The following is a 13,004-nucleotide window of genomic DNA, read 5'->3' as shown; positions in this document are numbered from 1 at the left end:
ATAGCCCGATGAGAGAAAAGGATGCTATTCGAGCAGTCCAGGTCACTAGCCGGTTCCCTTCTGTACATGGCGCTCCTATCCATATCGGCAATCCGGCTGCAATTGGCATAGAGGATCTCCATCATCCAGATTTCAGTGACAGCGTAATTATAAAAGACAGTGAATCCCTGTCTTTTGGGCATGCGGCGTGACTTCCCAAGCTGTTGCCATGCATATAAAACCAGAAATCATGATCACCCATGCTCCAAGCCATATGTTTATAACAGATTTAAAAAATGAACAGTTTAGAATACTTTAGTCCTAACCTTCTACAATCTATTTGAATAATTAAGGTTTTCTCCATACTAATGTCAGTGACCGCTTCCCCGAAAAATAAAAAACCACAACAAAGTTGTGGTTTGGGATTCGGTTGATATGCTGCTTTGTGTTTCTCACTTAACTAAAAAACACTTTGTCGACATTATATTTTGCGCGAAGTGTATTGATGATGTAGGTTTCATAAATTTCACGTTCCATTGGGTCTTCTACGATCATCAATTCAATTTTATGAACTTCAGCTCTGTGATCTTTGATTGGGCTTACGTTGTCCTCGAAATGCTTTTTTACTCTTTGGCGCAGTTTTCGCGCTTTCCCGGCAAAGAGAAGCTCGTCGCTGCGATTATAAAATAAGATCAGGCCGCCTTTGTCGCGGGGAATCTGGTGAAAATCGATGAAGCCATAGATTGGCTTTATGACTGGTTCGCCTTCTTTTGGCTGTTGCTGTCTTTGGGTAATGGTTAAATCTGGTTTAGGGATTACAATGTTTATCAATTTATCACGTCCTCTTTCGTTAACCTTTATCATATCATACGATTGGCGTGAAAGATAGGATTATTTCGAATGTTCCACTATACTGAAATTTACATGAAGTTAAATTTCAGCAACTATTCGCTGGTAAGATAGCGCATACTACCTTCATTCAGCGACTCCTTATAACATTTTTTACTATTTACTGCCTCAAAAACTACGATGAGTCGGTTCACCATACAAAATTGGTTTACCTTTAAAAAAATCTTTTTCCATCCAACATTTTGCATCTTCAGGGCTTAACTCTCTTGTACTCATTATTAAATTTAGAAAGCTCTCAAAATACTCAACCGATAAATTACCTCCATGATTTACAGTCATAATTCCCGCATCCCTCATCATATTTTTTTGATAACATTATAGTTTTCAATCACGTTCAATCAATCGCACGTTCCTTCATTATATCCATTCAACACAAGACCTAATTCACCATCTTCTTCTTGCGCATCAATAGTTACATTAGTTAATTGACCTTTGATTTCAGGTTGGATCGCGATTTTAACACCCATGATATCTTCTGCAATATCTTTTTCTTTTGCTTCCTGAAGAGCCACTCCCAAGTTTATTCCACTGCAACCCGCAATCCCATAAAAGCGCAAAGTAGATACTCCTTTCGTTTCCATAGCTTGTTGTAGATAGGTTTTTGCCTGTTCCGTCATTTTCATTTTGCCATTCCTCCATATACTTAGTAGTGTGTTGTTTTCATCCCTCGTAGTTACTAGCTAATTTCTAATGTAGCTCTGTATCCTTCCATTCTTTATGCTGGCTCTATGGGAGGATATGGACGATAAAGATAAGCCAAAAGCCAAGAGATCTTCCCTTGGCTTTTGGTTGGTAGATTATTCACCTGTTTTGGCAAAACGTTCAATGCGTTCGCCAATCTCATCGCGCACTCTTTGGAAGAAGGCCCATTTTTCTTCATCGGTTCCTTCTGCTTTTGCTGGGTCATCAAACCCCCAGTGTACACGTTTCACATGTGGCGGTGTCATCGGGCAGTGTTCATCCGCATGACCGCATAATGTCACGACTAGGTCTGCATGATTCAGGATTTCTGGATCAATCACATCGGATGTTTGATTTGTAATATCAATATTGATTTCTTTCATGGCTTTGACCGCATTTGGATTTAATCCATGTGCTTCAAGTCCTGCGCTTTTGACATTCCATTCAGGAAGAAGCTGTTTCGCCAATCCTTCTGCCATTTGACTGCGGCAAGAGTTCCCCGTGCATAAGAAATAGATGGTTTTTTTATTCGTCATAAGTATCATCTCCTGGTTGGATAATTAGTGTGTTGTTTCTATAACTTAATTGTACGGAAATATTTCTTTTCCCATCTAAGCGCTACAGTCACCAGTGCGATAAGGACTGGGACTTCGACGAGCGGCCCAATGACCGCGGCAAATGCTTCCCCGCTGTTGATTCCAAAAACCGCAACAGCTACCGCAATCGCCAACTCAAAATTATTACTAGCGGCTGTAAACGATAGGGACGCCGTAACAGGATAGGAAGCACCTGCTTTACGGGATGCGAAAAACGATACCGCGAACATAACCAAGAAATAGATTAATAATGGGATGGCTATCCGAATCGCATCCAATGGCAATTCAATGATTTTTTCCCCTTTTAAGGAGAACATCATCACAATCGTAAACAATAAGGCAATCAAGGTAAATGGAGATATCTTAGGTAAGAAGGTTTCCTGGTACCATTTTTCTCCCTTAACTTTCAGTCCAATATAACGAGTCAACATGCCTGCCACAAACGGAATTCCCAAATAAATCAATACGCTTTTCGTAATTTCCCACATGGAAATTACAACTGTTAGGTTTTCCATGCCAAACACGCCTGGTAGAACGTTCAAGAAAAAGTAGGCGAATACAGAATAAAATAAGATTTGGAACACTGAATTAAAGGCCACAAGCCCAGCTACATACTCTCGGTCCCCGCGTGCCAAGTCGTTCCAAACAATAACCATGGCGATACAACGGGCGAGGCCAATCATAATCAATCCAGCCATGTATTCAGGATAATCATGTAAGAAAATAATGGCTAAGAAGAACATTAAAACAGGACCAAGCAGCCAGTTTTGAAATAAGGAGAGCAATAATACTTTCCAGTCTTTAAAGACACGCCACATTTCTTCATATTTAACTTTTGCCAATGGTGGATACATCATGATGATTAATCCGATTGCAATTGGAATCGAAGTAGTCCCCACAGACATGGTATCTACTACATTTTTAAAATTGGGCGCAAATACGGCAATCAATACACCAACCGCCATGGCGACAAAAATCCATAACGTTAAATAGCGATCTAGGAATGATAGCTTTTTGGTCACACTCTTTTTTTCCATTTGGTTTCTCCTCCTCATTACTCTTTGATGTGTTCACAATCAGTGGAACAACAATTCGCATGGATGGGTTCCAACTGATCGATAATCGCTTGGATATAAGGCTTCTGTACTTCATTTAAACGGCAATATTTCCAAGTCCCTTTTTTTCTCTCCAGAATGATTCCAGCATCTTTTAACTTTTTCACCTGCTGGCTAACCGCTGGTTGAGAGATTTGTAAGACATCGACAAAATCACATACACAGACCTCTCCATGTTTTAAACAAGCTAGTAGCTTCAGTCGATTTGAATCACTTACGGCTTTTAATAATTGAGACATTTCCTCCATATGATTCATTTTTATACCACCTTATATAACCATTCTCTTATATAATCACAAACTTATATTATCCTTTATGCTATTTCTTTTCAAGCAGGAAGATGTCTTATATAACAACTTTACACATTAAATTGAAAAGACCATCAATTTATTCACTATCCACACCATTGATGGCGCTTCTTCTCTCCAAAAAGGCGATATCTCTCCATACGCAATCAGTTTTCCAATTCTTTCTTTGCAGCCGATTTCCTTAAATCTATAAATGAAATGCAAGGAAAGGCTAGTAGTGTTTTCTGGAATGATGCTTGATTGAAAACTCAATAACTTTTGATTTCACTGGTTTCATTTAGTGATAAAACCTCGTCTATAAAAAAATAATAAAAATAAGCTTGGGATATCCCAAGCTTATAAATCGCTCAACGAGTAAAATATTCTTTCATTCATCTAGTTTGACTAAAAAGTTATAAGTGCTTATTCCCCTACCATTCCATCATTATCGTTATCGCGCATATATGGATATAACCAATGGTCACTCGTTATGGGCATACTGAAACCTGCATCTTTTGCTTCTTTAATCGTTACTTGTCCATTACCGTTCGTATCAACACTAGAAATATCACCACTCGTGTTTGAACTAGTTGAATTGCTTGAATTGGTTGAATGAGAAGGTTTGTTGCCTGTTAAACCGAGTGATTCATTTACTTCATCAGGATTCACATTGTCAAATGAATCTACAATCTTGTTTCCCCTTATAGTATAGGTATACTTATAATGCGAAGGAATCTGTGTTTCCGTATTCGGATATGTGATAATTGCTTCAAAATTAGTAGCTCCACCTGCACGACGAATCGCGTCTTCCATATAAGCTTGATCACCATGTCGGTTGAGTGTACTTTCTTGCGGGGTAATATTATACGCATTCGATACCCCTCCGAGAGAATCAGCGATTATATGCCCTTCATCTAAAACAGCATTTTCGACACCAGGAACCTTCGCCTCATCAGAGTAATATCTACCAGACGATGTTACAGGTTCGCTGCGGTCATCTTGCAGAATGATTTCGTCAGCAATGACACGTACTAATTGACCGTATTCATTCGTAAATGCCCAATATTCACGGTCCCCAAATCCAATGTCAACGACAACTTTAGATTGACGATATCCGGACAAATCACCACCATCCACTTCAATCCGTTTGTATCCTGAAAACTGTTCATCATTTGAATGGGTTGGTGTTTCCTCTAATACTGGTTCATCAACTACTTGTTCCTCTACTACTGGTTTATCAACAACTGCAGTGGTAGTTTCTTCTTTCTCTTCATCTTTTTTGCTATTTTCTTTTGTATTAACTGTGGTTACTTCTTGTGAATCCGTTTTTCCATCTGTAACGGATCCTTCCTCTACGTTCGTACAACCAACCATAAACATAATCATTAAAAGTGAGATTATATAGTTTATTTTCTTTTTCATTTTAGGATTCTCCTATAATTAACTTTAATAACTTATAAATGGTATTTTATCACATAATGTTATTCTATTTTTATTCCCGCATTCATTTTCCTTTTATTTCTACAAGCATTTAATTTAGAATGCGTTTCATATGCGAAAAAATAAATAAAGCGATATAAACCCTGACTTAACAACAAAAAAACACGGTGATTTTATATGCGAAATACTGTGCGTTTTGACTAGATGTTTACTAGTTGGCCGCTCACAAGTAAAAAAAGAAGCCAATCGGGGATTGGCTTCTTCTCATCACTTACACATATTTACGACTTACGCTCTTCCCATCATAACTAAACAAAATCCCCTTGCCTTCCAACATGGTCTCTATATAAACTGTCCATCCCCAAATGCAAATGCGGCAGAACCTTCTCTAGGTATTTTACATCCAGTTCAATATCTTCAAACCCATGCTTCAGGTATATCTCTCCATTTTTCAGATAATCTCCGTCATTGACCGTGATATACGGGAATCCACCATTCACGCACATGCTGACGAGCTGATCACGTACCGCTTTTCATTGCTTATCGACAATCTTATAGTCGCGCCATTTTTCTGGAACAGATACATATCCTCACGCATAACCAGATCCTTTGTCAGGTAGTTACGCGAGAAGCTGATATACAATTCAATCTCCCGCACTTCAGACATTTTCTCACGACCTGAATTCAATTTAACGCCGCACCTTCTCATCTCTTCATCTAGGTTGTTATAGTGTTCTTCTATATCCTCAAACATCTCGATGCCCAGATAATATGGGTTAATGCCTATTCTTGATGGCTGCACCACTCCTGCATTGAGTTTCGCAAATTTAATCGATTCCCCACATATTAGATCAAGCTCACGCAGGATGCGTTGATGCCAGTAGCTCGCCAGCCTTCGTTCTCCTAAGTATCTCAAAAAAACCTGATTTCTTCACTAATCAGGTTTTTTACATAAGAGCATTACCACAACAACATTTTGCTATGTACTCCATACAATACTCTGTATAAAAAAAGCAGCTAAAAAATAGCTGCTTTTTACTGAAAAGAGTATCCTTATTTAAGCCTTTTGTTACACAGTGGCTTCAGTAAAATCTTCTATTGAGAAGATTGTCCAAGCCCGTTTAGTATAAAAAATATAGCTTCCTCAATTTCATTTTCGCTAATGGAATGTTTATTTAACAATATAAAATTAGAAATAAACATTCCACCTATTACTGTGATGAGCATTTTAAGGATTACATCGTTTGATATGTCTTTAATTTCGCCTCGTTGTTTATATACCTCAATCACTTTTATTAAATGATTAAATCCAATCTCCAGAACATTAGGAAGTAATTCGTTTCTAAGTTCCTCTTTATAAAACATTTCCTTAATGAACACCTGAAATATTTCTCTGTTTTCAGAGAGAAAAGCACTACGGTTTGTTACAAGAGCTCTTAAAAACTCTTCAAATGTATACTTATCATTCATAAGTTCACCGACGAGTTCATCTACCATCGTAGGGAAGAAATCTTTTAGAAAAGGAACCATTATAGATAACAATAAATTTTCCTTCGTTCCATAATGTTTAAATATTGTTCCTTCTGCTACACCTGCTTTTTTAGCTATTTCAGATGTTGATGTATTTGAATATCCTTTTTCCGCAAAAGACGTAATAGCAACCTCAATAATTTTCTTTTGTTTAACCGTTTGTTTATTGGATTTTTCAAGTATTTTAGCCATTTCATCTAGTAGGTTATTATTTACCATTTTAATCACCATCTTTGTTTAAAGCTATATCGCTTCCGTATTATAGCTTACGATACTTTTTCAAAGCAAACAAATTTAAAACGATAAACACTGCTGCAAAAGCCAAAAGAATATATAGGTTACTACTAATATCAGATAAACTTAAACCCTCGTACATTACTCCTTTTAACGCATCTGCTGCATAATACAACGGCATAAAGTTTGCGAATACTTGTAGCCAATCCGCCATTCCCTCAATGGAGAAAATACCCGAGAAGAATATTTGTGGCACAATAATGATCGGTATGAACTGAATCATCTGAAACTCTGAACTTGCGAAAGAAGATAATAATATTCCAAGTGACAAGGCCACAAGAGCAATGATGACATTGATTAACATAACCGTCCAAATGGAACCAACTAAAACCATATCCAATACATTTATCGCAAACAAAACGATAATAACAGTCTGTATCAATGCCAGTAAACCATAGCCAACAAGGTATCCTGCGACAATCTCTCCTCTTTTAATAGGTGTTGCTAATAGTCGCTCCAACGTGCCAGTTGTTCTTTCGTTTAATAAGCCTATGCCAGAGATTAAGAAGACGAAGAAGAAGACGAAGAACCCGACTAGAATAGGACTAAAGGTATCAAAAAGCTCTGTTTCACTGCTGCCATAAACATAATTTGTGTTCAAGGAATCTTGTGAGAGCAATTCACTCTGTATTGCGTTAGTCCCCATCAATTTTAATTGCTTTGCTTGAGTATCAATTTGCTTTACTTTCATTTCTAAGCTTTTCGCTATTGTCGGATCATTATTCAGTAAAGTTAAGGTTGTTTGGTCGCCTTCCACTTGTAAAAAACCATCTAAATCTTTATCAAGTATCATATCCTTAACATTAGAAACTTTGTTATATTCTTTTACTACAATATCTGCGTCTTCTAATTTTTCGATGATTTGCTGATTCGCATTAGCAACTCCTAAAACAGGATCAACGGTATTGCCATTAAAGACTAGGTTCATTAGTGTTAATACTAATAATGGAGCAACAAAGAGAAGAGCCAAGGTACGCTTATCTCTAAGTATTTGCAATAAAATCCTCTTAATAAGTGCTACTGTTCTCATTGTACTTTCCTCCCAGCATCCAAAAATACCTCATCTAAACTATTGACATTATATTGTTCTTTCAATTGGCGAGGTGTGCCAGATGCTATGAATGAACCATCTCTAACCATTGCGATATAATCACATTTTTCGGCTTCATCCATTACGTGAGTCGTTACAATAATCGTTTTGCCTTCCTCGTTTTTCAATCTTAACAGCTCATTCCAAATACTTAATCTTAATTCAGGGTCTATTCCCACAGTAGGTTCGTCTAATATCAAAACTTGGGGATTTTGAATTAAAGCGATTGCAAGAGATAATCGACGTTTCATACCTCCTGAGTACGCTGAAACTCTTTTATTAAGGTCTGCGGTCAAGTTAACTAATTGTGCTGCATAGGCAATCCGTTTCTGTTTTTCAGTTTTGTCTAACTTAAAGAGCGATGCGAAAAACATAAGATTTTCCTTACCAGTAAGAGCCTCATATAATGCATCTGATTGTGCCATATATCCAATTTTTTGCAGGATATTTAAATTAGGCATTTTTTCACCTAATAAATAGACAGAACCTTTATCAGGAACATCCATTCCAACAATCATTTTTATCAAGGTGGTTTTTCCTGCTCCTGAAGGCCCTATAAAACCATAGATACTACCTTGTTTAATATCTAAGTTGATATCTTTTAATACCACTTTTTTGCTGAAACTTTTTGTGACTCCTTGAACTTGAATAGCATTAGCTTCACTCATTATGTAGTCCTCCTTTCAAAGGTAAGTGTTTACTCACTCACATTGATTATAATCCCTGGTTGAGTTCCTTTCAATAAAAAGTGAGTAATTACTCACTTTTTTTAGTATTTCGCACTAAACCCAGCTTAATGAAAAGCAACAAAAAACTAGATAACATCTATATATATCTATTTGTTGATTCTTGAAAAACGGTATCACACCAAAGAAAAGAGAACCGTCTTTTCGGTTCTCCTTTCCCTCCTATACATACTTCCTACTCACACTCTTCCCATCATAACTAAACAAAATCCCCTTGCCTTCCAATATCGTTTCCATATGAACCGTTCGCCCCCATAGATTGTGAAGATGAGGCAGAACCTTCTCCAGGTATTTTACATCGAGCTCAATATCTTCAAACCAATGCTTTAGATACAGCTCTCCATTTTTCAGGTAATCTCCGTCATTCACCGTGATATACGGGAACCCGCCATTTACGCGCATGCTGACGAGCTGATCACGCACCGCTTTCCATTGCTTATCGACAATTTTATAGTCGCGACCTTTTTTCTGGAACAGATACATATCTTCACGCATGACCAAATCCTTTGTGAGGTAATTGCGGAGGAAGGAGATATCCAATCTCCCTCACTTCAAACATTTTCTCTCGGTCTGAATTTGGTTTAACCCCGCGTTTTCTCATCTCTTCATCAGGATTATTATATCTTTCTTCAATATTCTCAAACATCTTGATGCCCAGATAATATGGATTGATGCTTGTTCTTGATGTTCTTGATGGCTGCACCACACCTGCATTGAGCTTCGCAAATTCAATCGATTCCCCGCTCGTTAAATCAAGCTCGCGAAGGATACGTTGATGCCAATAGCTCGCCCAACCTTCGTTCATCTAAGGGTCTTCCTTGCTTAATTGATACACCAACAATCTCACCGAGAAGAAAAAAAATATTAAATGATATAAAGAATATAATCAGACAAGCTGTAAAGGAGAAAAGTCATTCTTTTCAGTCATAAATTGTGGAGGCATTACTGGTCCTTCTGCTTTACCTAGTACAAGTTCAACTGAGTGACATGAATGCGAAAATGCGAATTGCCTCGCTATGGAGTTTCTTCTGCACGTAATATTGGAAGTGGATAATTTACCATTAAAACCTACCTCAAAACAGTTAGTCACGAACTGTTTTTAATGCTGCACTCCAAGATATGACTTCATTTAACATTGTTTCAACAACTGGAACGTGTATGTCAGTTGGCTTGAAAGTAAAATGATCTGAAAAGTCTGTGAATACTGAAAGTGCTGGATGTGTACGTACATCAGCTATGGCTAATTCACCTAAAATACCTCGTAAATGTTCTGCTGCGCGCGCTCCACCAACTGCTCCATAAGAAACGATACCCGCTGCTTTGTTGTTCCAAGGTTCCCGTGCTAGATCCAGTGCATTTTTCAAGGCACCGGTAATGCTGTGGTTATATTCCTGGACAATAAAAATAAAACCATCATATGCTCCTATCGTTTGATTCCATTTGATGATACGTTCATCGTCCATCGCTGTTGTACCGAAGAATGGTAAATCAAATTCTGCGATATCGATAATTTCAAATGTAGCATCATCACGTTCATCTGCTAATGATTTCACCCAATCACCTACTTGTGGACTGTTTCGCCCTTCACGAGTACTTCCTAAGATAATACCGATTTTTAAAGTTTCACCAGACATTTATAATTCCTCCTTAGTTTTATTGAATATTCTTAATTTTAAGTAAATTTTATATATTTAATTTACTTATGATGTTATTATAAACCCTACGGTAATAAAAAATAGGAGGCACCTCAAATATACATAGTCACTTTAAATAGACTATTGGATTTGATGGGCTTTCTAAAAGGAGTGATTGAAATTGGAAACAAAAACAGTCACACATAGTAGAGATAATTGCGCAAACATTGCAATTGCTATGGAAATAATTGTTGGAAAATGGAAGCCTGTTATCCTTTTCCATTTATCAAATAACGAAAAGTTACGTTTCAGCGAATTACAACGAGCCATTCCAGACATTTCTAAAAAAATGTTACCAAATCAACTTCGTGAGTTAGAGCATCACGACATTGTGCATCGTGAAGTGTACGCCGAAGTACCACCACGTGTTGAGTATTCAATGACGGAGTATGGCATGAATTTGAAATCTGTCCTAATTGCGATGCAAGTATGGGGACTAGAACATTTACAACATTTAAAGGAACTAGATCGCTTGCCAAAAAAACCTTAAAATGAAGAAAGGAGAACCAACCATTCGGCTCTCCTTTCCTTCTTATACATACTTCCGACTCACACTCTTCCCATCATAACTGAAGAGAATTCCTTTCCCCTCTAATATCGTTTCCATATGAACTGTCCGCCCCCATAAATTATGAAGATGAGGCAGAACCTTCTCCAAGTATTTCACATCAAGCTCAATATCTTCAAACCAATGCTTTAGGTATAACTCTCCATTTTTTAGATGATCTCCGTCATTGACCGTGATATACGGGAATCCACCATTTACTCGCATGCTGACGAGCTGATCGCGTACCGCTTTCCATTGCTTATCGACAATCTTATAGTCGCGCCCTTTTTTCTGGAACAGATACATATCTTCACGCATGACTAAATCCTTGGTGAGGTAATTGCGGAGGAAAGAGATATCTGATTCAATCTCCCGCACCTCAAATATTTTCTCACGGCCTGAATTTGGTTTAACCCCGCGCCTTCTCATCTCTTCATCTGGATTGTTATACCGTTCTTCGATATCCTCGAACATCTTGATACCTAGATAATACGGGTTAATACCTGTTCGAGACGGCTGCACAACTCCTGCATTCAATTTCGCAAATTCAATTGACTCACCGCTCGTTAAATCAAGCTCGCGGAGGATACGTTGATGCCAATAGTTCGCCCAGCCTTCCTTCTTCTAAGGATCTTTATTAATTGCTCTGTTCGTAAGCATTGTTACTAATGGCTTAATAAAAAAAGCAGCTTTTTTACTGTCTTCGTTATTCAACTAATGCACTATTTTTTATGTGCTTTTTTTCACAAATATATGATATTATATAGGTAAATAGACATATAAATTTGAATTTTTAAACTAATACTACATTATAAAAAGTTAATGAAGAAGGTGAAAAAAATGCAAATGTGTCCTTTCTGTGACAATGTTTATGATGAATCCGAATACTCAAAATGTCCATTTTGCCACCCTGAAGATGAATGAAGTTATTGCTTAGGATAAGAAGGTAAAGGGAAGACAATAAACCCATCAATCATGATGGGTTTTACTATTATATAAGTTAGCAATTAGGTCATGGCCTTGCAAACGGCAGGAGCAACAGACATATTAAAATACATTGGGGGTACAAACATGAATAATGCAGAAAGGTTTGAAATGGCTTACAACAGAATACATACTTATATGAAAGATACAGACCCTAAATATCAAAATGACAAAGGATTCGCAGATTTTAAAACTTTACTAAGAAGAAGCACCAATCCCATCATTAAAAATAAGCGTAATAACTCGCGCTTATCGAAATTCCATGACTTGCGCAATGTCATGGTCCATGAAAAAGGAAATGATGGATTGGATGATTATATTGCGATTCCTCATCACAGCATAGTGGAAGAAATCGAAAAGTTCGTTGAAGAATTGAAAAGTCCTCGTTCGGCAGAATCAATTTGCTCGAAAGAAATGGCGATCATTCATTCTGCCGACAACATTAAAACCGCTTTGGACTTGATGAAGAACGAAGGCAAAGGCGAATATTCGCAAATTCCTGTTTATGATGACAACCACTTCGTTGCACTTTTGACAGACGGTGGCATCTCTCGCTGGATAGCACACGCTTTCAATGATGACGGCCTGTTAATGGAAAATATGAGCGTCCAAGAAGTTATTCAATACGAAAATGCAGAAAATGTTTCTTTTGTTGGTAGGTACGACAGTGTATTTAAGGTTAAAGAGATTTTCGAAAACCGTATATCCAACAATCAATTAAATCTTCAAGCTATTATTGTCACTCAACACGGTAAACCACATGAAAAAGCTTTGGGTATCATCACAGCTTGGGATATTGTCGACATCGAGATGTAAAACCTATAAAAAGAAGAACTCAGAAATATTAATCCTTGAGTTCTTCTTTTTAGGATGGATTGATACAGCGTCAGAAAAAGCGAAGGCTATAATTTTTTTAATTTTGAAGAAGCTGCAAAACAAATTACATTTTCTGAGAAAGTTTTAACCATATTCTCTAATTGAATTAACAGAAATAATTTATCACCTATTCAAATCATTTTACAATTTCAAATAACATCAAAAATGGATATGTATACATAATTGTATATGTGTAAGCACACAAAAACATCACTATTATCTAGCGATGTTTTTGC

The 13,004-nt window shown here is 37.2% G+C and carries 13 protein-coding genes and 4 pseudogenes; 3 read left to right on the top strand and 14 right to left on the bottom strand.

The annotated features are described in order from the left end of the window. Positions 1–5: 5 nt before the first annotated feature. Positions 6–298 (top strand): annotated as a pseudogene (locus tag AC4G3L_RS07520) (D-glutamate cyclase family protein); the annotation flags it as partial. A 137-nt stretch (positions 299–435) separates the two neighbouring features. Here the strand turns inward: AC4G3L_RS07520 and AC4G3L_RS07515 are convergent. The 13 genes and pseudogenes from AC4G3L_RS07515 to AC4G3L_RS07455 form a co-directional block, all read right to left on the bottom strand. After that, a complete protein-coding gene (locus AC4G3L_RS07515) occupies positions 436–810 on the bottom strand; it encodes a nucleotide excision repair endonuclease (protein ID WP_491076347.1) in 375 nt (124 codons plus the stop codon). Positions 811–996: 186 nt separating this feature from the next. Next, on the bottom strand, positions 997–1,167 hold the full coding sequence (locus AC4G3L_RS07510) for a hypothetical protein (RefSeq protein WP_491076346.1): 171 nt from the start codon (positions 1,165–1,167) through the stop codon (positions 997–999). Between the two features lie 59 nt (positions 1,168–1,226). Next, on the bottom strand, positions 1,227–1,511 hold the full coding sequence (locus tag AC4G3L_RS07505; protein WP_491076345.1) for an iron-sulfur cluster biosynthesis family protein: 285 nt from the start codon (positions 1,509–1,511) through the stop codon (positions 1,227–1,229). 174 nt (positions 1,512–1,685) lie between these two features. Beyond that, positions 1,686–2,105 (bottom strand): arsenate reductase (thioredoxin), encoded by a 420-nt coding sequence (arsC, locus tag AC4G3L_RS07500; RefSeq protein WP_491076344.1) that lies wholly within the window; start codon positions 2,103–2,105, stop codon positions 1,686–1,688. A 38-nt stretch (positions 2,106–2,143) separates the two neighbouring features. Beyond that, entirely contained in the window at positions 2,144–3,202 is a 1,059-nt protein-coding gene (arsB, locus tag AC4G3L_RS07495) for an ACR3 family arsenite efflux transporter (protein WP_491076343.1), read from the bottom strand. Between the two features lie 17 nt (positions 3,203–3,219). Next, a complete protein-coding gene (locus tag AC4G3L_RS07490) occupies positions 3,220–3,537 on the bottom strand; it encodes an ArsR/SmtB family transcription factor (RefSeq protein ID WP_491076342.1) in 318 nt (105 codons plus the stop codon). Between the two features lie 453 nt (positions 3,538–3,990). Next, the gene (locus tag AC4G3L_RS07485; protein WP_491076341.1) at positions 3,991–4,989 is read right to left on the bottom strand and encodes a DNA/RNA non-specific endonuclease; all 999 of its coding nucleotides are present in this window, start codon (positions 4,987–4,989) and stop codon (positions 3,991–3,993) included. A gap of 289 nt (positions 4,990–5,278) precedes the next feature. Beyond that, positions 5,279–5,907 (bottom strand): annotated as a pseudogene (locus AC4G3L_RS07480) (SpoVR family protein); the annotation flags it as partial. Positions 5,908–6,102: 195 nt separating this feature from the next. Beyond that, positions 6,103–6,756 carry a TetR/AcrR family transcriptional regulator gene (locus AC4G3L_RS07475; protein ID WP_491076340.1) on the bottom strand — a complete coding sequence of 218 codons (654 nt, stop codon included), beginning with the start codon at positions 6,754–6,756 and terminating at the stop codon, positions 6,103–6,105. 40 nt (positions 6,757–6,796) lie between these two features. Beyond that, positions 6,797–7,861, bottom strand: a complete 1,065-nt coding sequence (locus tag AC4G3L_RS07470) for an ABC transporter permease (RefSeq protein ID WP_491076339.1) — start codon at positions 7,859–7,861, stop codon at positions 6,797–6,799. Beyond that, positions 7,858–8,589, bottom strand: a complete 732-nt coding sequence (locus AC4G3L_RS07465; protein ID WP_491076338.1) for an ABC transporter ATP-binding protein — start codon at positions 8,587–8,589, stop codon at positions 7,858–7,860. Before AC4G3L_RS07465 ends, AC4G3L_RS07470 begins: the two co-directional genes overlap by 4 nt. Positions 8,590–8,829: 240 nt before the next feature. After that, positions 8,830–9,472: pseudogene (locus AC4G3L_RS07460) on the bottom strand (SpoVR family protein); the annotation flags it as partial. A gap of 277 nt (positions 9,473–9,749) precedes the next feature. Continuing rightward, positions 9,750–10,301, bottom strand: a complete 552-nt coding sequence (locus tag AC4G3L_RS07455; protein WP_491076337.1) for an NADPH-dependent FMN reductase — start codon at positions 10,299–10,301, stop codon at positions 9,750–9,752. A 181-nt stretch (positions 10,302–10,482) separates the two neighbouring features. Between AC4G3L_RS07455 and AC4G3L_RS07450 the strand changes: the two genes are divergently transcribed. Further along, on the top strand, positions 10,483–10,851 hold the full coding sequence (locus AC4G3L_RS07450; protein ID WP_491076336.1) for a winged helix-turn-helix transcriptional regulator: 369 nt from the start codon (positions 10,483–10,485) through the stop codon (positions 10,849–10,851). A 42-nt stretch (positions 10,852–10,893) separates the two neighbouring features. On the opposite strand, the pseudogene AC4G3L_RS07445 reads toward AC4G3L_RS07450, so the two are convergent. Next, positions 10,894–11,526 (bottom strand): annotated as a pseudogene (locus AC4G3L_RS07445) (SpoVR family protein); the annotation flags it as partial. Between the two features lie 453 nt (positions 11,527–11,979). Here AC4G3L_RS07445 and AC4G3L_RS07440 point away from each other — a divergent pair. Continuing rightward, positions 11,980–12,708, top strand: a complete 729-nt coding sequence (locus AC4G3L_RS07440) for a CBS domain-containing protein (RefSeq protein ID WP_491076335.1) — start codon at positions 11,980–11,982, stop codon at positions 12,706–12,708. The last annotated feature ends 296 nt before the right edge of the window (positions 12,709–13,004 follow it).

Source organism: Bacillus sp. z33, assembly GCF_058313615.1.
This window is presented reverse-complemented; position numbering and strand designations above follow the sequence as displayed.

Coding starts and splice junctions, on each gene's coding strand:
- AC4G3L_RS07510 (WP_491076346.1), bottom strand. CDS start 1,167: ATGACTGTAAATCATGGAGGTAATTTATCGGTTGAGTATTTTGAGAGC.
- AC4G3L_RS07505 (WP_491076345.1), bottom strand. CDS start 1,511: ATGAAAATGACGGAACAGGCAAAAACCTATCTACAACAAGCTATGGAA.
- arsC (WP_491076344.1), bottom strand. CDS start 2,105: ATGACGAATAAAAAAACCATCTATTTCTTATGCACGGGGAACTCTTGC.
- arsB (WP_491076343.1), bottom strand. CDS start 3,202: ATGGAAAAAAAGAGTGTGACCAAAAAGCTATCATTCCTAGATCGCTAT.
- AC4G3L_RS07490 (WP_491076342.1), bottom strand. CDS start 3,537: ATGAATCATATGGAGGAAATGTCTCAATTATTAAAAGCCGTAAGTGAT.
- AC4G3L_RS07485 (WP_491076341.1), bottom strand. CDS start 4,989: ATGAAAAAGAAAATAAACTATATAATCTCACTTTTAATGATTATGTTT.
- AC4G3L_RS07475 (WP_491076340.1), bottom strand. CDS start 6,756: ATGGTAAATAATAACCTACTAGATGAAATGGCTAAAATACTTGAAAAA.
- AC4G3L_RS07470 (WP_491076339.1), bottom strand. CDS start 7,861: ATGAGAACAGTAGCACTTATTAAGAGGATTTTATTGCAAATACTTAGA.
- AC4G3L_RS07465 (WP_491076338.1), bottom strand. CDS start 8,589: ATGAGTGAAGCTAATGCTATTCAAGTTCAAGGAGTCACAAAAAGTTTC.
- AC4G3L_RS07455 (WP_491076337.1), bottom strand. CDS start 10,301: ATGTCTGGTGAAACTTTAAAAATCGGTATTATCTTAGGAAGTACTCGT.
- AC4G3L_RS07440 (WP_491076335.1), top strand. CDS start 11,980: ATGAATAATGCAGAAAGGTTTGAAATGGCTTACAACAGAATACATACT.